Genomic DNA, 22,857 nt, shown 5'->3' with positions numbered 1-22,857 from the left:
GTCAGTTCAATCCTGACAGGGGGCTCTCGACCCGCGGACCTCGGTGGATAGAGGCTCTGCCGGTTTTGTAAGCGAAAGGTCGTCAGTTCAATCCTGACAGGGGGCTCTCGACCCGCGGACCTCGGTGGATAGAGGCTCTGCCGGTTTTGTAAGCGAAAGGTCGTCAGTTCAATCCTGACAGGGGGCTCTCGACCCGCGGACCTCGGTGAATTGAGGCTCTGCCGGTTTTGTAAGCGAAAGGTCGTCAGGGGGGACGCCCTGTTCACGCCCGCCGACGTCTCGCACCATCTCGATATCCCGCGCCGCACCGTAGATGGCCGGCCGTCCGGCAGGGCGCCGTCCGGCCCGTTGGTCCATCGTGTCGTCCCGGAGAAGCGCGGATCGGCACGTCGTGAGTGATGAGGTTGCAACCGGGTTCCGAACTTGGCATTATCGGTTATGCATAAGCAAGCGTCGCACACTGTGCGGCAGATCCTAAGGCCATCCTTTCGGGGGTGGCCTTAGTTGTGTCTTGCGACCATGATCATCGAACATTGACCGGTGCTTCTGTGCTACCTCGACGAGTCGGGTGACGAGCAGGCTCTCCGAACCGCGACCGATACGCCTGCTCTTGTCATCGCCGGACTGGTTGTCGATAACCAGCGGGTTCACGGCTTGGTTTACAAGTTCCTACAACTCAAGAAGAAGTACCGGCCTGCGCTAGCCAAGCCCACGGTCAAGTTGAGCGATCTGATCACTCACGAGATCAAGGGGGCGGACCTGCGCAAGGCGGTCCGCGATGGCGGACGAAACGCCCGGCGCGCGGTCTACTCGCTACTGAACGACACCCTCGACCTGCTCGAGGACAGCAACGCGAAGGTGGTCGGCAAAATTCACATCAAAGGAACAGCGCCACTTGCCCGTTGGGTCTATGCGGTCACCGTTGCCGGGATCGCCGAACAGCTCGAAGCGCAGTCGCGAGCTGCCGATACTTCGGGAGCGATCATTCTCGACGCGAGAACGAAGGTGAAGAACGTCCCATCCGTTCACCGGATCACGACGGAGCGGTTCCGTGTTGGAGGGAATCCCTACCCGCGACTGGTCGAGAGTCCGGTCTTCGGACATTCCGACGCCCATGTCGCGTTGCAGATCGCTGATCTCATTGTTTCAGCACTGCTGTTTCCGATGGCCTGTTTCGCGTACTCGCAAGGATTGATCAGCAATATTCATATCAACGAGAGCTACGGTGAGATTCGGGAGCGCTTCGGCTCGCGGCTGCGGCTGCTGGAGCACCGGTACGTGGGAGCCCATGGGCGGCACGCCGGGGGTGTTGTCGTCAGGGACAATCTCAACAACCAGCCCTCGTTGCTGCTCTACAAAGACTGCGAATTCGATGCTGAGCGAAGGGATTCATTGGAGCGCCGTCGGCAGGCACATACAAGCGTGGTGCCCGTGACGATCTAGACGCCCCATCCCTTGCGGAGGTATGCCAGGGAGCACGCTGTGGACAAGGCTGGACGGCCACGCGTGCACCCGGGAGACTTGCGGTGGCGCCACGTGGATTTTGAGGGGCGGGACTTGTCGGTGGGGTGTGTGAGACTCGGGTTGTAGCTGAATGGCCCGAGGAGAAATGGTATGGCCGTCGGGAATGAGCGTCCTACGGTGCGGCTTGTCGCGCACTGTCGGCGGTGTGGGGGATGGCTGGTTTCGCCGGAGTCGGTTGCGAAAGGGGTTGGGCCTACTTGTGAGATCAGGGAGCGGGCGGAAGAGCGTGCCGCGTCGTCGCGGGAGTTGACCTTGTTCGAGGTTGCGGCCTGAGGCGGGGGCGGGCGGGTCCGGGTTCGCTCGCTGAGGTCGCTGGGAGTTCGCGGGCGAACCGGACCGGTCGGTTCAGTTCGGGACGTTTGCTTCGTATCCGAGGTCGCGCAGAGCGGTCTTGAGTTTGGTTTGGGCTTCGTCGAGGGATTCGGGGGAGGGGTTGGGGTCGGCGCCGGAGATGTCGAAATTGCCCATGGTGAAAGCGGGGAAGACGTGCAGGTGCAGGTGGGGGACCTCGAGGCCTGCGATGAGCAGGCCCGCGCGCGGTGCGTCGAATGCGGTGCGCACGGCTCGGCCGATCTTCTGTGCCACACCGGTGAGTCGGGCGAATATTTCGCCGTCGACGTCCTGCCACTGGTCGATTTCGCGACGCGGCACGACCAAGGTGTGGCCGGGGGTGACGGGGGCGATGGTGAGGAAGCCGACGAATTCGTCGTCCTCCCAGACGAATCGGCCCGGGAGGTCACCGGCGATGATCGCGCTGAACACAGATGCCATGCCCGCAGGCTACAACGCGCGTGCGGGCCTACGGGTGGGTGGAGCGGTTCCGCTGCGGTCTGCTCATCGGCCCGCCGCGCGCCCCACTACACGGCGACGTAGTGCGACAAGATGCCTTGCACTTCGTAGATGTCGACTTGGCGGTTGAAGCGTTTCTGCACCGGCGTGTCGGAACCGGAGAGCCAGATCAGCAGTTCGGCGTCGAGGTCGAAGGTGCCCGCGGTCTCCACCGAGAAATGCGTGATCGAGCGGTAGGGGATGCTGTGATAGCTGACCTTGCGCCCGGAAAGTCCCTGTTTGTCCACCAGGATCAGGCGCCGGTTGGTGAACAGCATGGCGTCGCGAACCAGCAGGTAGGCGGCGTAGATCTCTTCGCCGTTGCCCATCAGTTTCACGTATTCCTGTTGGGCTCGCGTGGGATCGATTCGCCCCGCATTGCCCATGAGTCCGTCGATCAGGCCCATCGCTGCACACCCTTCGGCCGCGTCGGAAAACGGTCGGCGCGGACCGAATGTCGCGCCGATATCCATCATCCACGTTCCTGCGGAGTGAGGGGTGTGTGGCGGCAACGGATTTCGCGCGGTCACGCGGGCGTTCGCGCAGATGTCGGTCGCTCGTCATTCGCTGGTAACGGGCTCCGGCTCGCGGCGGCGGCGCCTGCACCTAAGCTGAACGCCGTGCGCGTACTCGTCATCGGCTCAGGAGCCCGTGAACATGCCCTCGTCCTCGCCCTCCGCAAGGACCCGGCCGTCACCGCGTTGTTCGCGGCGCCGGGGAACGCGGGCATCGCCCAGCACGCGGAGGTGCGGGCGGTCGAGGCATCCTCGGGGCCATCGGTCGTGGCGCTGGCGCAGGAACTCGGCGCGGATCTGGTCGTGATCGGGCCCGAGGTGCCGCTGGTGCTCGGCGTCGCCGACGCGGTGCGTGCCGCGGGCATCGCCTGTTTCGGCCCGTCGGCCGCCGCGGCGCGCATCGAGGGTTCGAAGGCGTTCGCGAAGGACGTGATGGCGGCGGCGGGTGTGCGGACCGCGCACAGCGAGATCGTGGACACCCCGGCCGATCTGGATGCCGCGCTGGACCGTTTCGGCCCGACCTGGGTGGTCAAGGACGACGGCCTGGCCGCCGGTAAGGGCGTCGTCGTCACCGCCGACCGTTCCGCCGCCCGCGACCACGGCGCCGAACTGCTCGAACAAGGCCATCCGGTATTGCTCGAATCCTTCCTCGACGGGCCGGAGGTCTCGCTGTTCTGCCTGGTCGACGGCGAGACCGTGGTGCCGCTGCTGCCCGCGCAGGACCACAAGCGCGTCGGCGACGGCGACACCGGCCCCAACACCGGCGGCATGGGCGCGTACACGCCGCTGCCGTGGCTGCCCGCGGCGACGGTGGATGTGATCGTCGACGAGGTCGTGAAGCCGGTGGCCGCCGAGTTGGTGCGACGTGGCAGCGGGTTCTCCGGACTGCTGTACGCGGGTCTCGCGATCGGCGCGCAAGGTCCGGCGGTGGTCGAATTCAATTGCCGCTTCGGCGATCCCGAGACGCAGGCGGTGCTCGCGCTGCTGGAGTCGCCGTTGGGCGAACTGCTCAACGCCACCGCCACCGGCACGCTCGCGCAGGTCGCGCCGCCGCGCTGGCAGGATGGCGCTGCCGTCACCGTGGTGATCGCGGCCGAGAACTATCCCGGCCGCCCCCGTATCGGGGATGTCATCAGCGGAACCGAGGACACCGTGCAGGACGAGGCCGCCGTGCTGCACGCGGGAACCGAGCTGCGGGACGGGTCGCTGGTCTCGGCGGGCGGGCGGGTGCTCAGCGTGGTCGGTGCGGGCGCGGATCTCGCCGCCGCGCGCGCCAACGCGTACGCGCGGATCGCGCGGATCAAGCTGACCGGAAGCCACTTCCGCACCGATATCGGTCTGGCCGCGGTGGAGTCGAGGATCAGCGTCTGAAGCGCTCGACCAGGCCGCCGGACTCGGCCCGCTTTCGGACCTAGTTGAGCCCGAGGCCACGTTGGGCCAGCCAGGCGGCGGGGTCGACGTGCTGGCCGTTCTGGATGACCTCGAAGTGCAGGTGGGGTCCGGTGGAGTCGCCTCGGTTGCCCATGCGGGCGATCTGCATGCCCGCCGGGACTCGTTCGCCGACCGAGACGAAGAAGTCGTACATGTGGCCGTAGACGGTGATGGCGCCGTCGTCGTGGCGGATGCGCACCCACAGGCCGAAACCCTGGGCGGGGCCCGCGTCGATCACGGTGCCCGCAGCCACCGCGTAGATGGGGGTGCCGATGGGGCCCGCGATGTCGATGCCGTTGTGGAAGGTGCCCCATCGGGAACCGAATCCCGAGGTGAACGCGCCGCGGGCGGGTAGGACGAAACCGCCGACGCCGGGGGCGATCGAGCCGGGGGGCAGGGGGGCGACGCCCACGTTCATCCAGTCCTGGCGTTCGCCCGCCACGGCCGCCGCGGCTTCGGCGCGCGCTCGTTCCAGGGTGGCGCGAGCGGCGGCGGCGACCACGGCCTGCTCGCGGATGCGTTCGCCGTTGGCGATGGCGTTGAGGTAGCGGCGCACCGAGGGCGGGGTCGACTGGAATTGCTGCGGGTAGGCGAAGGCGACGCGTTGGGCCCGGTCCGGGTCGGGTGTCTGGTCCGAGACGCCCCAGGTGACGGGGGAATCCGCAGCGGCGAGGATGATCACGGCCAGCAGGCCGACGAGCAGTACGCGGTGTTTCCGGAGCAGCGCGCGGTGGTCGACTTCGCGTAGTCGCCGCCATTGGGCTCGCGGGTCGGGGCGCGGTAGGTCGCGTAATCGGGACGGTGCGGTCGCGAGTCCGTGCAGGGCGGCGGTGAGTCGGCGGGGTGCGGTGGTGAGTTCGCCCACGAAACTTCGCGGGGTGCGCTCGGACGCGGCACGCCGGTTCCGTGGAATGACGCCGATACCGCCCACTCCACGTACTCGTTCCAGCGTCGCCCGCCGAGCGTCTTCAAGCATCGGTCAGAGCCTAGTGGCGCGGCACACGCGGGGTAAATCTCGCGCGTCGGCGCGCCGGGTGTGACATCGCCTGCGGTCGGGCGGGTCGCGGGGATATCGCGGCGTCGGCCGAGTGCGCCGACCTCCGACCGTCTACCGTCGGACAGGTGTCTCGAGAATCTCGCCGATCGACCATCCCACCTTTCTACGTGATGGATGTGTGGAAGGCCGCCGCCCAGCGCGCCCGAACGCACGGCGATGTCCTCGTGCTCGCCGCCGGACAGCCGTCCACGCCCGCGCCCGCACCGGTCCTGCGCGCGACCAAGGCCGCCATCGACCTCGAATTGCTCGGCTACACAGAGACTTTCGGAATCTTGACGCTGCGCGAGGCAATCGCGCGGCATCACAGCGAGACCTACGGCTACTCCGTCGACCCGGAGGAGGTGGTGGTGACGACCGGTTCTTCCGGCGCGTTCACTTTGCTCTTCCTTGCCGCTTTCGACGCGGGCGACACCGTCGTCGTTGCCAGGCCCGGCTATCCCGCCTACCGCAACACCCTGACCGCGCTCGGCTGCCGGGTGATCGAGCTCGACTGCGGCCCGATGACCAGGTTCCAGCCGACGGTGGCGATGTTGGAGGCGCTGCCGGAGCCGCCCGCGGGCCTGGTGGTGGCGAGTCCGGCGAATCCGACGGGGACCGTGATCGCGCCGGACGAGTTGGCCGCGCTGGCCCGCTGGTGTGAGGCGAACGGCACTTTGCTGATCTCCGACGAGATCTATCACGGCATCACCTACGAGAGCGCGGATTCCGACAATCGCACCACTTCCGCGTGGGAGACTTCCCGCGCCGCGGTGGTGATCGGCTCGGTGTCGAAGTACTTCTCGATGACCGGGTGGCGTTTGGGTTGGATGCTCGTGCCCGCGGATCTGCGGCCCGCGCTGCAACGGCTCGCGTCGAATATGACCGTGTGCCCGCCCGCCGTCTCACAGTTCGCGGCGGCGCACGCGTTCACCCCGGACGCCAAAACCGAACTGGACGGGCATGTTCGGCGATATGCCGCGAATCGCCGCCTTTTGTTGGACGGTTTGCCGAAATTGGGGATCACCGAACTCGCGCCCGCCGACGGAGCCTTCTACGTCTACGCGGATATCGGCCATCTCACCGAGGACTCCCGTGCCTGGTGCGCGCGGGTTCTCGAGCACACCGGAGTGGCGCTCGCACCCGGAATCGACTTCGACACCGCGTCCGGTCATCGCACCGTTCGCTTCTCTTTCGCCGGGGCGACCACCGAGATCGAAGCGGCGCTGGTACGGTTGGGTGGCTACCTGAGCGCTTGAACGCCAAGTAAGGCAACAAGTTTGCACACTTGGTCCCACGGGCCGCGCAGATGGGGTAGAAAATCCAGTGGCTGGGTTTCCACTATCGATTCGCACGGATGAACTGATGACGACTGGCACGATGGCACGGTGATAACCGCGACGACCCCGAAAGGCGAACGGCGTCGCCAGGCTCTGGTAGCGGCCGCCGCCGAGTTGTTACTCGAAGGCGGATTCGATGCGGTACGGCATCGTTCGGTCGCTACGCGAGCGGATTTGCCGCTCGCCTCAACCACCTACTATTTCGAATCACTGGAAGATCTGATCGCCCGCGCGGTCGAATTCAGTGGCAACGCCGAACTCGAGGCGATGCGCAGGCGCGTCGGTGAGGTGAGCCATCGGCGCCGCGGCGCGGAAGCGACCGTCGATCTCGTGCTGGATCTGCTGATCGGATCCGACGAGACCGCGCGCGGCCAGCTGATCGCCCGCTACGAGCGTTCGGTGGCTTCCGCACGCCACCCGGAGCTACGCGAGGTGCAGTTACGCCTACGCGCCCAGCTCGACGAGTTGCTGGCCGATGTCCTACGCCGCTCCGACCGGTCGGTGCGGCAGGAGCAGTTGCGGCGATTGGTCGCGGTGGTCGACGGCGCGGTCGTCGCGGCGCTGAGCGAACTCGACCCGGAACCGCGTCGGATGGCGCGCGGCGCGCTGCTCGAGGTGATCGATATCGTGGCGCCCGCGATACCGCAGCAAGCCGACAGGTTCCGGGCACTAGACTGACGGACTCGTGAGCCTCGTCCCGAATGTCCTCGCCACCCGGTACGCCAGTCCCGAACTGGTGCGTCTCTGGTCACCCGAACACAAGATCGTGCTCGAGCGGCGGTTGTGGCTCGAGGTGCTGCGCGCGCAGGCCGAACTCGGGGTCGACCTGCCCGATGGCGTGGTCGCCGACTACGAGCGCGTGGTCGAGCGGGTCGATCTGGCCTCCATCGCCGAGCGCGAGCGGGTGACCAGGCACGACGTGAAGGCGCGGATCGAGGAGTTCAACGCGCTGGCCGGGCACGAGCACGTGCACAAGGGCATGACCAGCCGCGATCTCACCGAGAACGTGGAGCAGTTGCAGATCCGGCTGTCGCTGGAACACGTGCACGCGCACGGGGTCGCGGTGGCCGCGCGGCTGGCCGAGCGCGCCGCCGAGTACCGCACGCTGGTCATGGCGGGCCGTTCGCACAATGTCGCGGCCCAGGCCACCACCCTCGGCAAACGGTTCGCCTCCGCCGCCGACGAACTGTTGATCGCGCTCACCAGGCTGCGCGAGCTGATCGACCGCTACCCGCTGCGCGGCGTCAAGGGGCCGATGGGCACCGCCCAGGACATGCTCGACCTGCTCGGCGGCGACCCGGCGAAACTGGCGCGACTCGAACAGCAGGTGGCGGGGCATCTCGGTTTCGCGACCGTGCTGACCAGCGTCGGTCAGGTGTATCCGAGGTCGCTGGATCACGAGGTGATCTCCGCGCTGGTGCAGGTGGGCGCGGCGCCGTCCTCGTTCGCGCACACGATTCGGTTGATGGCGGGCCACGAACTGGTCACCGAGGGCTTCCAGCCCGGTCAGGTCGGCAGTTCGGCGATGCCGCACAAGATGAACACCCGTTCCTGCGAGCGGGTCAACGGCTTGCAGGTGGTGCTGCGCGGGTATGCGTCGATGGCCGCCGAACTCGCGGGCGCGCAGTGGAACGAGGGCGACGTGTTCTGCTCGGTGGTGCGCAGGGTCGCGCTGCCGGACGCCTTCTTCGCCATCGACGGCATGATCGAGACCTTCCTCACGGTGCTCGCCGAATTCGGGGCCTACCCGGCCGTGATCTCCCGCGAACTCGACCGCTACCTGCCGTTCCTGGCCACCACCCGCATGCTGATCGCCGCCGTGCGCGCCGGTGTCGGCCGCGAGACCGCCCACGAGGTCATCAAGGAACACGCCGTGGCCGTCGCGCTCGCCATGCGCGAACAGGGCCGCGAACCCGACCTCCTCGACCGCCTCGCCGCCGACCCACGCTTCCCCCTCGACCGCCCGGCCCTCGACACCGCCCTTTCCGACAAGTCCGCCTTCATCGGCGCCGCCGAAGACCAGGTCACAGACGTCGTCGCAACCGTCACGAAACTCGTCGAGCGCTACCCCGACGCCGCCCGCTACACCCCGTCCCCGATCCTCTGACCCTCGGCCCGCACTGACCGTTCGGTGTCGAAACCCCGGTCGGGATAGGGTTTCGGGGTGAATCCGTACACGATCTTCGCTGAAATCGTTGCTGGGCGGGCGCCTGCTTCCAAGGTGTACGAGGACGAGGATGTGGTGGCGTTCATGGATATTCGGCCTATGACGCCGGGGCATCTGCTGGTGATCCCTAAGGTTGCCGCGCGTGAGCTGGCCGAGTTGGATCCGGTTGTGGGCGGCAAGTTGTTCCAGGTGGGGCAGATGCTGGCCGGGGCGTTGCGGGACAGTGAAGTGCAGTGTGACGGTGTGAATTTCTTTCTCGCCGACGGTGTGATGGCGGGGCAGGAGGTATTCCACGTGCACCTGCATGTGATTCCGCGCACGCCGGGAGACGGGTTCGGGCTGCGCGGGCGGCCGACGAGTCCCCCGCGTCCGGATCTGGACTACCTGGCCGCGTCGATCCGCGGCGCGCTCGGGCGTCGGTAGTGGCAGTTTGCTGTTGGACGGCTCTCATCGTGAATCCCTTCCGCCACGCGGGCGGCTTGCGCTACTTTTGAAGCCGTTGTTGTGCTGTGGTGGAGGTGGAGCAGTGCACCGAAGAACGATAGCTGCAATGTTGCTTACGCTCGCGCTAGCTCTAGCCGGTCCGATGGTGACCGAACCGGCCACGGCCGCGGCGGCGCGCATCGTCCGCATCGATGAGGTGAGCGCCACCCGGGCGTCGCTGTTCGTGGACTCACCGGCGATGGGCCGCACCGTCCAGGTCGACGTCCTGCATCCGGCGGGCGGCGGTTCGCGACCGTCCTACTACCTGCTCGACGGACTCGATCCCGGCGTCGGCCAGAGCACATGGACCAACGCCACCGACGCGGAGGCGTTCTTCCGCGGCAAGAATCTCAACGTGGTGCTCCCGGTGGGCGGGCAGGCCGGTTACTACACCGACTGGCAGCAGGACGACCCGCATTTCGGCCGCTACCGGTGGGAGACCTTCCTGACCTCGGAACTGCCGCCGCTGATCGACGCGACCTTCGACGGCAATGGCGTCAACGCCATCGGCGGACTGTCGATGGGCGGCAACGCGGCCTTCATCCTCGCCGCCCGCAATCCGTGGTTGTACGAGGCGGTCGCCGGATACAGCGCCTGCCCCGACACCGGACTCGCCACCGGCGCGGTGATGTTCTCCATCGCCAATCGGGGCGGGAATCCGCTGAACATGTGGGGTCCGCCGGGGAGTCCGGCGTGGGCCGAACATGATCCGTCACGGATGGCGGATCGCTTGCGCGGCAAGGCGATATACCTGTCCACCGGAACCGGGGTGCCCGGCCCGCACGAGGCCGAGGTGAAACCGCAACTGGCCGAGAACATCTTCCTCGGCGGCCCGGTCGAGGCGGGCGTCAACATCTGCACCCTCAACTTCGACCGACAGTTGCGCACGGTGGGCATATCGGCGCGAATCGACTACAGCGCCACCGGAACTCACTCCTGGTCCTACTGGCAGGACACCTTGCACGCGTCGTGGGCCACGATCGGACCCGCGATCGGCGCCTGAGTCAGGACGGTTTGCGCACCACCCGGACCACGGCGATCAAGACGACCACCGCTGCGAGGCTCGCGGCGCCGAGAATGACGGTGCCCGCGGGGAATCCGGCGATCTCCACGTGGTCGACCAGGGTTATCCGCTTGCGGTAGCCGTCGTCGCTCGGTGCCGCGGTGAACGTGAAATCGCTGGTGATGGCGGCGGGCTGGTGGATGCCAACGGTGATCTCGGTGAGGTAGTCGCGGCCGTCGGCGGCCAGTTCGCGCAACTGCGGATCGGTGCTGTCGCCGATGCGGCCCGCGAATTCGACGTTGTTGTACTGCTTTTCGGCGTCGACGTCGGAACGCCGCATCCGGTGTTCGCCGAGCAGGTACAGTCGCACCGACTGCGGGTCGCGCGCCGCGCTCGACATCCGCATCGGGTAGACGAAACGCTCGGAGTCGAAACTCAGGCGGATCGGGTCGAGTTCGCCGCGCAGCGTCGTGCCTTCGCCGGTCAACCGGACCGCGACGAAGGACCAGTTCTCCTTCAGGTACGGGTCGAGGGTCGCGACCACCTCGGGCCGCATCTCGTAGCCGTTGGCGGCGAGCCAGGCGCGCAGCCCGTCCAGGGTTCCGCCCGCCAACGTGGTCGCCTCTATCGGGCCGAGCCGCACCTGCTCGAGTACGGTCGGCGCGCCGCCGCCCGGTGCGGCCGCGGTGGCGCCGTCGCGGAAGTCGTCGGTGTCGAACCAGCGCCGCTCGGTGACGATCTCGGGTGCGGTGAGGCGCGCGAGTTCGGCGAAGGTCTGCGCGGTGCCTGCGCTGACCCTGGCCGGGCTCGGAGTCGGCACGATGAGTGCGGCGCGGTCGGATTCCGCTTCGAGACCCAGCCGCATCACGATGGTTTCGCGGCGGCCGTCCCAGCCCGCGAGCGCGACCTCGTCCTGCACGGCGGCGGCATTACCCGGACTGACCACGCCGCCGCAGGCACAGGCCGACGCCGGTGCGAGCGCGCCGAGACCGAGGGCGCCCAGCGACAGCGCGGCGGCCGCGGCGAGGCGGGCGGCGAGTTGAGTGCGCATTCCGCGAGCCTACTTGCGCGCGCACCGCCCCATCGGGGGGATCGGGGGCTGTGCCGTTCGGGGGGACGTGACACCGGGGAACAGTAGGGTGGACCGCATGTCTGTCGAGAGTGTGGTTGCGGCGCCGATCGCCAAGCGTGTGCCGACCGAGCGGGTGCATCACGGCGACGTATACGTCGACGAGTACGAATGGCTGCGGGACAAGGAGAATCCCGAGGTCATCGCGCATCTGGAGGCGGAGAACGCCTACACCGAGGCGCGCACCGCGCATCTGGACGGCCTGCGGAACACGATCTTCGACGAGATCAAGTCGCGCACCCTGGAGACCGACCTGTCGGTGCCGACCCGGATGGGCGAGTACTGGTACTACTCGCGCAGCTTCGAGGGCAAACAGTACGGCGTGCACTGCCGCTGCCCGATCGAAGCGAGCGCCGACGGCATCGACGCGTGGACGCCGCCGCAGCTCGACGCCGACACCGAGGTCGCGGGCGAACAGGTACTGATCGACAGCAATATCCTGGCCGATGGCCACGATTTCTTCGCGCTCGGCGCGTTCTCGGTCAGCCACGACGGGAACCTGCTCGCCTACTCGGTGGACACCGTCGGTGACGAGCGCTACACCCTGCGCGTCAAGGATCTGCGTTCCGGCGAGCTGCTCGGCGACGAGGTCGCGGGCACGGCGCCCGGCGCGACCTGGTCGCTGGACGGCACCCACATCTTCTATCAGACGGTGGACGAGTCGTGGCGGCCCGACACCGTGTGGCGGCATCGCCTCGGCGCCGCGAACGACGCCGACGTGCGGGTGTTCCACGAGCCCGACGAGCGCTACTGGGTCAGCATCGGGGCGACCCGGTCGGAGAAGTACCTGATGATCTGGGTGGGTTCCAAGATCACCACCGAGGGGTGGGTGTTGGAATCCGATGATCCCGAAGGCGAGTTCCGGGTCATCATGCCGCGTCGCGAGGGCGTCGAGTATTCGGCGGAGCACGCGGTGATCGCGGGGGCCGACCGTTTCCTGATCCTGCACAACGACGAGGTGGACGGGGTGAAGGCGCAGAATTTCGTGCTCGCCGACGCCCCGGTGTCCGATCCGTCGGATATGACCCTGTTGATCGGGCATCGCGACGACGTGCGGCTCGAGGATGTCGACCCGTTCGCCGACCATCTGGTGCTCAGCTATCGACGCGAGGCGCTGACCAGGGTCGCGGTGTGGCCGCTGACCGACAGCGGCTATGGCGAACTGCGCGAACTCGAATTCGGCGAAGAGTTGTTCGCGGTCGGCCCCGGCGCCAACCCGGAGTGGGACCAGCCGACCCTGCGCATCGGGTTCACCTCGTTCATCACCCCGATGCAGGTCTTCGACTACGTGCCTGCGACCGGCGCGCTGCTGCTGCGCAAGCAACAACCGGTGCTGGGCGGCTACGACTCGAAAGACTATACGCAGCAGCGTGATTGGGCTGTGGCTGAGGACGGCATCCGGGTCCCGATCTCACTGGTGTGGAAGAAGGAGTTCGCGGGCGAAGGCCCGAAACCGTTGCTGCTCTACGGGTACGGCTCCTACGAGGCCAGTATGGACCCGTCGTTCTCGGTGGCGCGCCTGTCGCTGCTCGATCGCGGCGCGGTCTTCGCGGTGGCGCATGTGCGCGGCGGCGGCGAGATGGGCAGGCTCTGGTACGAGGACGGCAAGACCCTCACCAAGAAGAACACCTTCACCGACTTCGTCTCCTGCGCGCGCCATCTCGTCGATTCCGGGCGCACCGCGCCGGACCGCATGGTCGCCGACGGCGGCAGTGCGGGCGGATTGCTGATGGGCGCGGTGGCGAATCTGGCGCCCGAACTGTTCGCGGGCATCCTCGCCAACGTCCCGTTCGTCGACCCGCTGACCTCGATCCTCGATCCCAGTCTGCCGCTGACCGTCATCGAATGGGACGAGTGGGGAAATCCGTTGGCGGACAAGGACGTCTACGACTACATGAAGTCCTACGCGCCGTACGAGAACATCGAGGCCAAGGACTATCCGGCGATTCTGGCGATCACCAGCCTCAACGACACCCGCGTGCTGTATGTCGAGCCGGCCAAGTGGGTGGCGAAACTCCGCGCGACCAAGACGGGCGACGCCGCGCTGCTGCTCAAGACCGAGATGAGCGCCGGGCACGGCGGGGTCAGCGGGCGATACGAGAAGTGGAAGGAAGTGGCCTTCGAGTACGCCTGGATGCTCGACATCCTCGGCCTCGCCGGCGAGTAGGAATCGCTCGCCCGCGGGTTGCCGGTGTCCGGTGTCGATGGCCGGAAGCCGCGATGACGGAGTGTGACGGGGAGTTCTTCGCCCGGTCACATCGGCTGCACGTTCCGGTCATGTGGGCCTGACATCGTATCGCCATGAACGCCGAGCTGATCGTGTCCGTATCGGGTATCCGGGATACCACCCGTGCCGCCGCGATCGAATTCGCGGCCGAGATGGATCGTCGGGACGTGCGGCTGTCGCTGCTGGTCGCGCCGCGCCTGAAAGGCAAGTATCGGCTGCTCGAGGACACGGCGACACAGTCGTGGCTGCGCGAACGCAGGGCCGAGGGCGACGCGATCGTGCTGCACGGCTACGACCAGGCGGCCACCAAGCGGCGCAGGGCCGAATTCGCCACCCTGCCGAGGCACGAGGCCAAGCTGCGGCTGACGGCGGCGGACCGGGTCATGGAGCAGGCGCGACTGCGGACCCGGCTGTTCGCCGCGCCGCGCTGGAACATCTCGACGGGCGCGCTCGAGGCGCTGCCCGACCTGGGTTTCCGGCTCGCGCTCGGGCTCACCTCGATCATCGACCTCGAGCGCAATATCGCGCAGCGCGCGCGGGTGTACGGAATCGGCGAAGGTTTCCGCGCCGAGCCGTGGTGGTGCCGGGCGCTGGTGATGGGCGCGGCGCGCACCGCACGGCGCGGCGGTGTGCTGCGGCTCGCGGTCTCGGCCGCGCAGTTGCAGCGTTCGGGACCGCGCCAGGCCGTGCTCGACGCCGTCGACCTGGCGCTTTACCACGGCGCCGTCAGCGAGGTCTATCGCTGGGAGCCGTTCGCCGCGGATCGGGCGGCGTAGTAGACGCCGCCATTGGTGCGGTGCGGTCGGGGACGTCGCGGGTGGTCCGGTCGGGTCCACCCCGTGAACGCCCGATCGGCGTCGCCGTCCGGAATTGGCGTGTGCGGGCGGCGACGCGCGGCGTCGAGCGTGGCGCGGAGTTCACCGGTGCGTCGCGTTCGTGGGTGACGCGGACGGTTTCGGGCGGTATCGCGTTCGCGCGGGCCTGACACCCATGCGGGTACGTGAGCTGTGTGCGGGTCAGCCGTGCGCGGACGCGATCTGATCCGCGGGCACGGCGGCGGTGGCCGAGTGGGTGAAGCCGCCCGCTTCCGCTCGGGTGAGGCCGAGCGGGTGTTTGCGCAGCAGTGTCAGACAGCGGTCCATGTCGGCGAGTAGCAGGTCGACCATGTCGCGGGTGAAGCCGTGGCGGATCACCGCGCGCATGATGGTCTCGTCGTCGCGGTCGGCGGGCAGCGGGTAGGCGGCGATGAGCCAACCGCGGCTGCGCAGCCGGTCCGAGAGGTCGTAGAGGTTGAAGTCCTGTGTTTCGCGCAGCCGCCAGGAGACCGCGGTGATGCCGCGGCGCGGGTCGCCGTCGTGGATCATCTCGAACAGTCCGCTCGCGCCGAGTCCGTCGGCGAGATGCTGTGCGACCCGGTAGATCTCGTTCTGGACGCGGGAGTAGCCTCGGCGCCCGAGGCGGATGAAGTCGTAGTACTGGGTGATGGCCTGGCCGCCGGGCCTGGAGAAGTTCAGGTTGAAGGTGGCCATGGAGCCGCCGAGGTAGTCGACGTCGAAGACCAGTTCGCGCGGCAGGTCCGCGCGTTCGCGCCAGATCGCCCAGCCCGCGCCGAGCGGGGCGAGGCCGGTTTTGTGGCCGGAGGCGTTGATGGATTTCACCCGCGGCAGCCGGAAGTCCCACACCAGGTCGGGGGCGCAGAACGGGGCGAGGAATCCGCCGCTGGCGGCGTCGACGTGGATGGGGATGTCGAGTCCGGTCTTCGCCTCGATGTCGTCGAGCGCGGCGCTGATCCCCGCCACGTCCTCGAACAGGCCGGTGTAGGTCTGCCCGAAGGTCGGCACGACCATGATGGTGTTCTCGTCGCAGTAGGCGGCGATGTCCTCGGGATGCATGGTCAGCCGGTCGCCGCGCAGCGGTATGCGGCGCATTTCGACGTCGAAATAGCGGGCGAACTTTTCCCAACACACCTGAACCGGGCCGCAGACGAAGTTCGGGGTTCCGGCGCCGCCGCGAGCGCGCCAGCGGAATTTGGCGGCGAGCCCGCCGAGCATGGCCGCCTCGCTCGAGCCGGTGGTCGAGGTGCCGACGTGCGCGGCCGGGTCGGGCGCGTGCCACAGGTCGGCGACCATGCGGACGCAGCGCTGCTCGAGTTCGGCGGTCTGCGGGTATTCGTCCTTGTCGACGATGTTCTTGTCCAGCGATTCCGCCATGAGCCTGCGGGCGTAGTCGTCGGCCCAGGTGGTGCAGAAGGTGGCGAGATTCATGCGGGAGACGCCGTCGAGCAGCAGTTCGTCGTGCACGATCTCGTAGGCGACCTGGGGGAACATCTCGTGATCCGGGAATCCGTCCTTGGGTGCGCCACGGCTCAGGCCGGTCATGGCGAACAGGTCGTCGGGTTCGATGGCTTCCGGCATATCTTCTTCTGGCATATCGCCTCCGGCGCGGGTTCGCGGCAAATGTTTGCCAGTCTCCCGGGTGGGGGCGGCTGCCGCAGCGAATTTGGTTGTCTTGCTTGACAGTTTATCGGCACTCCGGTGTAGCTCAGTGTTCATGATCGAGACTACCGGTCGAATCGGGCCGGTTGGGCTATCTTTCGGCACCGATCGATGGCGTGTCGGTCGGAAGTCCATGACCGGTCGCGGGCGCGAGTCGGCGAACTTCTGGCATTAGTGGCTCCGACGCTACGGCGGTCACGATCGATTCGGTCATCGTGAATGCGGCGCGGCGAGTATTGCACACCGAATCGGCGCGTCGGTGACCGTATCGAAATGGCTTGGACGGTATAGATATTGCTATTCGAATCAAGGTTCGCTATGAATTGACTGCCCGCCGCGACTATGCGCGGGCCTTGTCTTGGGTCGGGGAGAGTGGGGTCAGGGATATGTTCCGTAGCACCATCAGGAATGCGCGTCGTACCTGCATCGTCGCGGCGCTGCCGCTCGCGGTCGTCGCTGGGTTCGCCGGAGTGGCATCGGCCGATCCCGCGCAGGCGCAGGCGCCCGCCGCGGTCGTGCGGTTCGTGGCCGAGCCGGTGACCGCCGCGCCGATCGCCGCCGGACTGCCGCTGCAGGAGGTGGCGACGAATCCCGATGCGCAGAACCCGGATCCACTCGCGAACGGCGCGGCTGCCGGTGCGTTGGTCGGCGCGGCGGGCTCCGGAATCCTCGGTGGCGCTGCGGGCCTGCTCGGCGGCGGCATCGGCGCGATTCCTGGAGCCATCGGCGGGGCGATCAACGGCGCGCTGTGGGGCACCGTCATCGGCATCCTGGTCGGCGCGATCTCGCCGCAGTCGGTTCCGCAGGTTCTGCCCTGATATCGGGCGGGCCATCGGTATTCGTACCGGATGGTCTGATAGCTGATTGCATGCTGATTCGAGAATAGAATGCGAGTCGACCGGCCTAGGAGCATGCCATGGAATGCTCTGCGGTCGCTACATTCGTGGTTGTACCGAACTTGTCGGTAACATTTGTCACCCGGCCCGTCTGCCGCGCGGAAATGAAGGGCCGGGGGCAAGAATTCGAGTGAATCGCGAAGTTCGCGCTTTACGGCAATCCTTCGGCAGCGCCGGCTACCGGACGGTAGAGACGTGCACGGCCGCCCGATCGGGGCGAGGGTATCGAAGCGCCACGACGAGCCGTCGCCGGATCAGAACTCGCGGTCGCCCTCGGGGCTGATGAGCGCGAATTCCGTTGCCGGGGGCGCCATCTCGGTGAGCCTGCCGAAATAGATGCCGCGCGCCGCCTGCTCGATGATGCCGAAGTGGATGGGGATCGCCGTGCGCGGCCGCACCGAGCGCAGGTAGTCGACGGCTTCGCTGATCCGCATCCAGGGGGCGGCGGCGGGGATGGCGAGCACGCCGACCGGAGTGGACGGCACCCACAGCGAGTCGCCCGGGTGGACGAGTTGGCTCGGGTCGTCGGCGGTGCCGAGTTGGAAGACCGTGTTGTCGATCACGGGCAGTTCCGGGTGAATGACGGCGTGCCTGCCGCCGCCTCCGGTGATCCGCAGGCCGTCCAGATCGAGCACCTGACCCGCGCGCACCGCCTCCCAACGCCCGCCGCGCTGCGCCGCGGTCTCCGGATCGGAGAGCAGGCGCGCGTCCGGGTTGGCGTCGAGGAGCGCGTCGATGCGCTCCGGGTCGATGTGATCGGGATGCTGATGGGTGACCGCGATCGCGTCGAGTCCGGTGATGCCCTCGAATCCGTGGGAGAAGGTGCCCGGATCGAACAGGACCTTCTTGCCGTGCAGTTCGACGAGAATGCAGGAGTGGCCGAAGTGGGCTATGCGCATGAGTTCACCCTATGCGCGCGCCGCTCGCGAACGCCGGATTCACCCGACCCCCGAGGACGCCGCGACCCGCGACGGCGACTAGGCTTTCCGGGTAACCCCCCGAATACCACTCGAGGAGCAACGCGTGGCACGAGTCGTGGTCGAAGTGATGCCGAAGGCCGAGATCCTGGACCCGCAGGGACAGGCCATCGCGGGTGCGCTCCCGCGCCTCGGATTCGCCGGAATCATCGATGTGCGGCAGGGCAAACGGTTCGAACTCGACGTGGACGACAGTGTCAGCGACGCCGAGTTGGAGCAGATCGCCGAGGCGCTGCTGGCCAACACCGTGATCGAGGAGTGGAAGGTGGTCCGCGTCTCATGAGCGCGCGGATCGGTGTCATCACCTTCCCCGGAACTCTGGACGATGTGGACGCGCTGCGTGCGGTGCGCCGCTCGGGCGCCGAGGCCGTCGAACTGTGGCACGCCGACGCGGACCTCAAGGGGGTCGACGCGGTGGTCGTGCCCGGCGGATTCTCCTACGGCGACTACCTGCGCGCCGGCGCGATAGCCCGGTTCGCGCCGGTCATGGGCAAGGTCGTCGATGGCGCGCGCAAGGGCTTGCCGGTTCTGGGCATCTGCAACGGTTTCCAGGTGCTGTGCGAGGCCGGTCTGCTGCCCGGCGCGCTCACCCGCAACGAGGGGCTGCATTTCATCTGCCGTGACGAATGGCTCACGGTTGAGTCGGTCGGCACCGCGTGGACCTCGCGTTACGAACCCGGCGCCCAGATCCTCATCCCGCTGAAATCCGGTGAGGGCCGTTACCAGGCGTCCCCGCAGGTGCTGGACGAGCTGGAGGGCGAGGGTCGCGTGGTGTTCCGCTACTCGGGCGCGAATCCGAACGGTTCGCAGCGCGCGATCGCGGGCATCGCCTCGGCCGACGGTCGGGTGGTCGGCCTGATGCCGCATCCCGAGCACGCCACCGAGCCGCTCACCGGTCCCAGCGACGATGGCATGGGCCTTTTCCTTTCGGTGCTCGACACTCTGGTGTCGGCGTAGCCGGTCAATAGATCCGGTCGACGACGGCGAAGCCGACGCCCGCGGCCCGCGCGAGATAGCAGGGCTGCACGGCCTGGTTGCCGTGGAAGTCGCGGAGTCCGCCCGGTGTGTGGAAGCGCACGCCGGTGGTGAACGCGCGGTGCAGGTCGGGCACGTGCAGCGAGCGTACCGATTCGGCGATGGCGCGCAGGGCGTGCATGCCCTCGTAGACGGCATTGCCGAAGCTGGTCAGCGCGGGTGCGAAGTCGCCGTGCATGCGCCGGTAGCGGATGCGGCGGGCGAGGCCGTCGGGCAGGCGGTCGCTCAGGAAGAAGCTGGACGGGACGTACAGGTCGCGATTGGCGTCGGGGCCGCCCGCGAGCAGCACGTTCTCGTCGGTGGCCGGACTCAGTCGCGGCGCGGTGCGGCCCGCCGCGGCGAACTGCCGGTTGAAGTGCGCTATCTCCGCGCCGACCAGCAGGATCAGGACGCAGTCGGCGCGGTCGAGGGCGGGCTCGCGCAGGAAGCTCCTGAAGTCGGCGGCGCCGATCGGCACGAACTGTTCCAGCACGATATCGGCGGGATCGGGCAGGCTGCGCCGCACCGCGCGCGCCGTTTCGCGCGGCCAGATGTAGTCGCTGCCGATGATCGCGAGTCGCCGGACGCCGTATTCGCGTCGCAGCCACCGCACGGCGGCCAGAGTGTGGCTCGCGGGATGTTCGCCGAGCAGGAAGACGCCGGGCTGTTCATCGAGGCCCTCGTGGGCGGTGGCGAACAGGTAGGGCACCCGTCCGGCGTTGGCGGTCGCGACCGCGCGGCGCACCGAGGAGGCGTGGCAGCCGGTGATGGCGTGCACCATGCCGGTGGCGAGCAACGCCGACACCTCGTTCGCCACCACCTGCGGGCAACGCCCGCCGTCGATGGTCGTCACGCGTAGTTCGCGCCCGAGTATGCCTGTGCCGCTGTTGATTTCGTGGACAGCAAGGGCGGTGGCGGCGTCGCAGGATGGCGCGATGATCCCGGCTGGTCCCCGCCTCGGCACAATGTTGATGATCTCCAGTGTTGCCTCTGGATAGTCGCCGAACGCGCACATTGGGTACTCTTCTTCTCGTTCGAGCGAAATTCATGGCGGGCGGAATTTATGACGACCATTGTAAGCGGATATTCCACGCTGCATGGCGCGCTGCGAGCAGCGGAGCGACGTTGGCTACAACGCCTCGACGACGCGTTGTGCGCCAAACAACTGTCGGCTGATCAGTGGACGATGCTGTGCAATTTGTCCACAGAGGTCGGGGTGACCATGACGGAATTGGCTTCGCGCAGTCAGTTGCCGCCGTCCTCGGCGACCCGGCACGCCGATTATCTCGCCGAGCGCGGCCTGATCTTCCGGGTGGCCGCCGAGGAGGACCGCCGTCGGATCCTGATCGGTCTCAGCCATCTCGGCGCTGAGCTCGTCACTGCGGTTCGCACCGAGGAAATCCGTGCCGAGCAGGCATTACAGTCGCGTATCGGCGCTCGCCGGTACGCGGAACTGCTGCGGCTGCTCGATCAGGTCGCGAACTCGGGCGACTGAATCTCCCCGAGGGGGATTCAGGCGTGGCGCGTCTGGGTAATAACCGATCGGCTCGAACTTCCAACCGAACAAGATGGACGGTCGGTCAATTGGTCGTCTCGCGGTATTCTTCGAATAGTGGTCGCGTCAACAATTGAACCGGGCTTCCGTGACGAACCGGACATTGCGGCGCAATATCGCGGTTACACAACTGTGCCGTCGGGACGGCATTCGCAACATTGCGTTCGCAATTAGATGATTTCGAATCGAATCATCGCCATGCGGTACTCGCCCGCGGCGCATACCGGGAAACCGGAAATGCGCACCGCACCGCCTCGTGTATTTCCGCGTGTCGCCCCGTGTGGCGCGGGTGACGCGGCCGGGACGATCGACTTCGGCAGGCAATAGGATCGCTGGCATGCCGGTTTCGACAACGTCCGCTACAGCCGCCGGGATGTGCGCGTTCATCGACGCGTCGCCCTCGCCGTTCCACGTGTGCCGCACGATCGCGGCGGAATTGGAGGCGCGCGGGTTCACGCGACTGGCCGAAGCCGCGGCGTGGCCTGCCGCGCCCGGTCGGTACTACGTGGTGCGCGGCGGGTCGCTCGTGGCGTGGGGTGAAGGCGCGGGCGGCGCCGGATTCCGGGTGGTCGGCGCGCACACCGACAGCCCGAACCTGCGGGTCAAACAGCACCCCGATCTGGTGGTGGCGGGCTGGCAGGTGGTCGGGCTAGAGCCCTACGGCGGTGTGCTGCTGAACTCATGGCTCGACCGCGACCTCGGCATTTCGGGGCGGTTGAGCGTGCGCGCGGGAGATGCGGTGCGCGAGCACGTGGTTCGCGTCGACGAACCGATCCTGCGGGTGCCGCAGCTGGCCATTCACTTGTCCGAGGAGCGGCGCGGGGTCACCCTCGACCCGCAGCGGCACGTGAACGCGGTGTGGGGAGTCGGCGCCGAGCCACGGTCCTTCCTGGAGTTCGTCGCCGAGCGGGCGCAGGTGCGGGCGGGCGATGTCCTCGGCTGGGAGTTGATGACCCACGATCTCGCGCCGAGTCGGATCATCGGCCGCGACGGCGATCTGGTCAGCGCACCGCGACTGGACAACCAGGGCACCTGCTACGCGGGGCTGCACGCTTTCCTGGCCGCGGTGGATGAGCCGGGCGCCGCCGTGCCGGTGCTCGCCGTCTTCGACCACGAGGAGGTCGGCAGCCAATCCGATCGCGGCGCGCAGTCGGATCTGCTGCCTGCGGTGTTGGAGCGCGTGGTGCTCGCCCGCGGCGGCGGTCGCGCGGAATTCCTCGCCGCGCTGGCGGATTCGGTGTGCGCCTCGGGTGATATGGCGCACGCCACACACCCGAACTATCCCGAACGGCACGAGCCCGCGCACCGCATCGAGGTCAACGGCGGCCCGGTGCTGAAGGTCAACCAGAACCTGCGCTACGCCACCGACGCGTCCGGCGCGGGCGCGTTCGCGCTGGCCTGCGCACAGGCCGGAGTTCCGTTGCAGCGCTATGTGCATCGCGCCGACCTGCCCTGCGGATCCACCATCGGCCCGATGACCGCAGCCCGCACCGGCATCTCCACCGTCGACGTCGGCGCACCCCAGTTGGCCATGCACTCCGCGCGCGAACTGATGGGCGCGGCCGACGTGCCCACTTACGCGTCGGCGCTCGCGGCCTTCCTCACCCCCGCGTGATCAGTCGAACCAGTCGGGGTCGCCGGTGCGGATGAACTCGGCGAGCAGTTCGTGGTCGTGCACCGCGTCGCGCAGGATCGCGCCCAGTGCGCGCAGCGCGTCAGGGTCGGCGCCGTAGGCAACGAACATGCCCGCCTCGGGATCGAAGCGGATCCGGTCGGCCGACTCGGGCAGTCGCGCGTGCACGGCCGACCGCGCGACCCCGGCCCAGTCGTAACCGCCGCCTTCGTAACCGGCGGCGGCGAACACCTCTTGGGTCGCGAGCATCTTGTCGTCGCTGAGCATCAGGCAGTAGTTGCCGGGCTTGTGGTCGTATTCGAAGAACACCAAGGGAGCAAAGGTCTCACGATCGGTCACCCGCCGAACTCTACGACGCGGCTGCCGGGTTCAATCTGCGCGTCCGGTCGCACGGCGGCGGTGAGGATGGCCCGGATCTCGGCTTCGACGCTGCGTCCGTGAGCGGCTGCGCGCAGGCAGATGGCGCGGTACACGTCGTCGCTCAGATTTCTGATCAGCACGGTCTTCATCGGTAGGGCTCCTCTCAGCCGCCATCACGTATGGCGGTCGGACCGGCAGGCGGAAACTTCGAGCCGATATCGACCTCCACATCCGAATGTGCACGACC

General features: G+C 67.6%; 24 protein-coding genes. 15 read left to right on the top strand and 9 right to left on the bottom strand.

The window, feature by feature from the left end:
* The first annotated feature begins 540 nt into the window (after nt 1-540).
* Together IT779_RS30680 and IT779_RS38620 are read left to right on the top strand one after the other, a co-directional pair.
* A complete protein-coding gene (locus IT779_RS30680; protein WP_196152948.1) occupies nt 541-1,443 on the top strand; it encodes a DUF3800 domain-containing protein in 903 nt (300 codons plus the stop codon).
* A gap of 171 nt (nt 1,444-1,614) precedes the next feature.
* Complete coding sequence (locus IT779_RS38620) at nt 1,615-1,797, top strand: DUF6011 domain-containing protein (RefSeq protein ID WP_269781675.1); 183 nt, start codon at nt 1,615-1,617, stop codon at nt 1,795-1,797.
* A gap of 72 nt (nt 1,798-1,869) precedes the next feature.
* Here the strand turns inward: IT779_RS38620 and IT779_RS30675 are convergent, their stop codons facing one another.
* Nucleotides 1,870-2,295, bottom strand: a complete 426-nt coding sequence (locus IT779_RS30675; RefSeq protein ID WP_196152947.1) for an HIT family protein — start codon at nt 2,293-2,295, stop codon at nt 1,870-1,872.
* A gap of 86 nt (nt 2,296-2,381) precedes the next feature.
* A complete protein-coding gene (locus IT779_RS30670) occupies nt 2,382-2,759 on the bottom strand; it encodes a PH domain-containing protein (protein WP_196152946.1) in 378 nt (125 codons plus the stop codon).
* Nucleotides 2,760-2,972: 213 nt separating this feature from the next.
* On the opposite strand from IT779_RS30670, the gene purD reads away from it, so the two are divergent.
* On the top strand, nt 2,973-4,238 hold the full coding sequence (gene purD / locus IT779_RS30665; RefSeq protein WP_196152945.1) for a phosphoribosylamine--glycine ligase: 1,266 nt from the start codon (nt 2,973-2,975) through the stop codon (nt 4,236-4,238).
* Between the two features lie 40 nt (nt 4,239-4,278).
* On the opposite strand, the gene IT779_RS30660 is transcribed toward purD, so the two are convergent.
* Nucleotides 4,279-5,274, bottom strand: a complete 996-nt coding sequence (locus IT779_RS30660; protein ID WP_196152944.1) for a M23 family metallopeptidase — start codon at nt 5,272-5,274, stop codon at nt 4,279-4,281.
* 146 nt (nt 5,275-5,420) lie between these two features.
* Between IT779_RS30660 and IT779_RS30655 the strand changes: the two genes are divergently transcribed.
* The 5 genes from IT779_RS30655 (at nt 5,421) to IT779_RS30635 (ending at nt 10,324) form a co-directional block, all read left to right on the top strand.
* Entirely contained in the window at nt 5,421-6,590 is a 1,170-nt protein-coding gene (locus IT779_RS30655) for a pyridoxal phosphate-dependent aminotransferase (protein WP_196152943.1), read from the top strand.
* A 129-nt stretch (nt 6,591-6,719) separates the two neighbouring features.
* On the top strand, nt 6,720-7,349 hold the full coding sequence (locus IT779_RS30650) for a TetR/AcrR family transcriptional regulator (protein WP_196152942.1): 630 nt from the start codon (nt 6,720-6,722) through the stop codon (nt 7,347-7,349).
* A 7-nt stretch (nt 7,350-7,356) separates the two neighbouring features.
* Complete coding sequence (purB, locus tag IT779_RS30645; RefSeq protein WP_196152941.1) at nt 7,357-8,778, top strand: adenylosuccinate lyase; 1,422 nt, start codon at nt 7,357-7,359, stop codon at nt 8,776-8,778.
* 57 nt (nt 8,779-8,835) lie between these two features.
* Nucleotides 8,836-9,261, top strand: a complete 426-nt coding sequence (locus IT779_RS30640; protein ID WP_196152940.1) for an HIT family protein — start codon at nt 8,836-8,838, stop codon at nt 9,259-9,261.
* Between the two features lie 163 nt (nt 9,262-9,424).
* Nucleotides 9,425-10,324, top strand: a complete 900-nt coding sequence (locus IT779_RS30635) for an alpha/beta hydrolase (protein WP_232542259.1) — start codon at nt 9,425-9,427, stop codon at nt 10,322-10,324.
* A gap of 1 nt (nt 10,325) precedes the next feature.
* On the opposite strand, the gene IT779_RS30630 is transcribed toward IT779_RS30635, so the two are convergent.
* Nucleotides 10,326-11,375 (bottom strand): DUF2330 domain-containing protein, encoded by a 1,050-nt coding sequence (locus IT779_RS30630; RefSeq protein ID WP_196152938.1) that lies wholly within the window; start codon nt 11,373-11,375, stop codon nt 10,326-10,328.
* A 97-nt stretch (nt 11,376-11,472) separates the two neighbouring features.
* Between IT779_RS30630 and IT779_RS30625 the strand changes: the two genes are divergently transcribed.
* Both IT779_RS30625 and IT779_RS30620 read left to right on the top strand, forming a co-directional pair.
* Nucleotides 11,473-13,620, top strand: coding sequence for a S9 family peptidase (locus IT779_RS30625; RefSeq protein ID WP_196152937.1), 2,148 nt, complete (start codon nt 11,473-11,475; stop codon nt 13,618-13,620).
* Nucleotides 13,621-13,754: 134 nt separating this feature from the next.
* Nucleotides 13,755-14,456: a DUF2334 domain-containing protein gene (locus IT779_RS30620; RefSeq protein WP_196152936.1), complete on the top strand. Its 702-nt coding sequence runs from the start codon at nt 13,755-13,757 to the stop codon at nt 14,454-14,456.
* A 240-nt stretch (nt 14,457-14,696) separates the two neighbouring features.
* Here the strand turns inward: IT779_RS30620 and IT779_RS30615 are convergent, their stop codons facing one another.
* Nucleotides 14,697-16,109 carry a glutamate decarboxylase gene (locus tag IT779_RS30615; protein WP_232542258.1) on the bottom strand — a complete coding sequence of 471 codons (1,413 nt, stop codon included), beginning with the start codon at nt 16,107-16,109 and terminating at the stop codon, nt 14,697-14,699.
* Between the two features lie 452 nt (nt 16,110-16,561).
* Between IT779_RS30615 and IT779_RS30610 the strand changes: the two genes are divergently transcribed.
* Nucleotides 16,562-16,993 (top strand): hypothetical protein, encoded by a 432-nt coding sequence (locus tag IT779_RS30610; protein ID WP_196152935.1) that lies wholly within the window; start codon nt 16,562-16,564, stop codon nt 16,991-16,993.
* 332 nt (nt 16,994-17,325) lie between these two features.
* Here the strand turns inward: IT779_RS30610 and IT779_RS30605 are convergent, their stop codons facing one another.
* Nucleotides 17,326-17,970 (bottom strand): MBL fold metallo-hydrolase, encoded by a 645-nt coding sequence (locus IT779_RS30605; protein ID WP_196152934.1) that lies wholly within the window; start codon nt 17,968-17,970, stop codon nt 17,326-17,328.
* A gap of 124 nt (nt 17,971-18,094) precedes the next feature.
* On the opposite strand from IT779_RS30605, the gene purS reads away from it, so the two are divergent.
* The gene (purS, locus tag IT779_RS30600) at nt 18,095-18,331 is read left to right on the top strand and encodes a phosphoribosylformylglycinamidine synthase subunit PurS (RefSeq protein WP_196152933.1); all 237 of its coding nucleotides are present in this window, start codon (nt 18,095-18,097) and stop codon (nt 18,329-18,331) included.
* A complete protein-coding gene (purQ, locus tag IT779_RS30595) occupies nt 18,328-19,005 on the top strand; it encodes a phosphoribosylformylglycinamidine synthase subunit PurQ (protein ID WP_196152932.1) in 678 nt (225 codons plus the stop codon). The genes purS and purQ overlap by 4 nt, the downstream gene beginning before the upstream one ends.
* Before the next feature lie 4 nt (nt 19,006-19,009).
* Here purQ and IT779_RS30590 read toward each other — a convergent pair whose 3' ends face one another.
* A complete protein-coding gene (locus tag IT779_RS30590) occupies nt 19,010-20,077 on the bottom strand; it encodes a substrate-binding domain-containing protein (RefSeq protein ID WP_196152931.1) in 1,068 nt (355 codons plus the stop codon).
* Here IT779_RS30590 and IT779_RS38615 point away from each other — a divergent pair.
* A complete protein-coding gene (locus tag IT779_RS38615) occupies nt 19,958-20,557 on the top strand; it encodes a MarR family winged helix-turn-helix transcriptional regulator (protein ID WP_332839043.1) in 600 nt (199 codons plus the stop codon). The genes IT779_RS30590 and IT779_RS38615 overlap by 120 nt on opposite strands.
* 397 nt (nt 20,558-20,954) lie before the next feature.
* Nucleotides 20,955-22,232, top strand: coding sequence for a M18 family aminopeptidase (locus tag IT779_RS30580; protein WP_196152929.1), 1,278 nt, complete (start codon nt 20,955-20,957; stop codon nt 22,230-22,232).
* Here the strand turns inward: IT779_RS30580 and IT779_RS30575 are convergent, their stop codons facing one another.
* Together IT779_RS30575 and IT779_RS38610 are read right to left on the bottom strand one after the other, a co-directional pair.
* The gene (locus tag IT779_RS30575) at nt 22,233-22,589 is read right to left on the bottom strand and encodes an immunity 51 family protein (RefSeq protein WP_196152928.1); all 357 of its coding nucleotides are present in this window, start codon (nt 22,587-22,589) and stop codon (nt 22,233-22,235) included.
* The gene (locus tag IT779_RS38610) at nt 22,586-22,759 is read right to left on the bottom strand and encodes a FitA-like ribbon-helix-helix domain-containing protein (protein WP_196152927.1); all 174 of its coding nucleotides are present in this window, start codon (nt 22,757-22,759) and stop codon (nt 22,586-22,588) included. Before IT779_RS38610 ends, IT779_RS30575 begins: the two co-directional genes overlap by 4 nt.
* Nucleotides 22,760-22,857 lie beyond the last annotated feature (98 nt).

Origin of the sequence: Nocardia bovistercoris, assembly GCF_015674855.1 — a bacterium.
GTDB lineage: Bacteria > Actinomycetota > Actinomycetes > Mycobacteriales > Mycobacteriaceae > Nocardia > Nocardia bovistercoris.
The sequence above is the reverse complement of the archived record's forward strand: the minus strand, read 5'-3'. Positions and strand labels throughout refer to the sequence as shown.

Bases quoted from the DNA above. Each gene is read 5' to 3' on its own strand.
- IT779_RS30635 (WP_232542259.1), top strand. From the start codon at position 9,425: ATGGTGACCGAACCGGCCACGGCCGCGGCGGCGCGCATCGTCCGCATC.
- IT779_RS30605 (WP_196152934.1), bottom strand. From the start codon at position 17,970: ATGCGCATAGCCCACTTCGGCCACTCCTGCATTCTCGTCGAACTGCAC.
- IT779_RS30670 (WP_196152946.1), bottom strand. From the start codon at position 2,759: ATGGGCCTGATCGACGGACTCATGGGCAATGCGGGGCGAATCGATCCC.
- IT779_RS30615 (WP_232542258.1), bottom strand. From the start codon at position 16,109: ATGCCAGAAGAAGATATGCCGGAAGCCATCGAACCCGACGACCTGTTC.
- IT779_RS30610 (WP_196152935.1), top strand. From the start codon at position 16,562: ATGTTCCGTAGCACCATCAGGAATGCGCGTCGTACCTGCATCGTCGCG.
- IT779_RS38620 (WP_269781675.1), top strand. From the start codon at position 1,615: ATGGCCGTCGGGAATGAGCGTCCTACGGTGCGGCTTGTCGCGCACTGT.
- IT779_RS30580 (WP_196152929.1), top strand. From the start codon at position 20,955: ATGCCGGTTTCGACAACGTCCGCTACAGCCGCCGGGATGTGCGCGTTC.
- IT779_RS30630 (WP_196152938.1), bottom strand. From the start codon at position 11,375: ATGCGCACTCAACTCGCCGCCCGCCTCGCCGCGGCCGCCGCGCTGTCG.
- IT779_RS30625 (WP_196152937.1), top strand. From the start codon at position 11,473: ATGTCTGTCGAGAGTGTGGTTGCGGCGCCGATCGCCAAGCGTGTGCCG.
- purQ (WP_196152932.1), top strand. From the start codon at position 18,328: ATGAGCGCGCGGATCGGTGTCATCACCTTCCCCGGAACTCTGGACGAT.
- IT779_RS30660 (WP_196152944.1), bottom strand. From the start codon at position 5,274: ATGCTTGAAGACGCTCGGCGGGCGACGCTGGAACGAGTACGTGGAGTG.
- IT779_RS30590 (WP_196152931.1), bottom strand. From the start codon at position 20,077: ATGTGCGCGTTCGGCGACTATCCAGAGGCAACACTGGAGATCATCAAC.
- IT779_RS30620 (WP_196152936.1), top strand. From the start codon at position 13,755: ATGAACGCCGAGCTGATCGTGTCCGTATCGGGTATCCGGGATACCACC.
- IT779_RS30675 (WP_196152947.1), bottom strand. From the start codon at position 2,295: ATGGCATCTGTGTTCAGCGCGATCATCGCCGGTGACCTCCCGGGCCGA.
- IT779_RS38610 (WP_196152927.1), bottom strand. From the start codon at position 22,759: ATGAAGACCGTGCTGATCAGAAATCTGAGCGACGACGTGTACCGCGCC.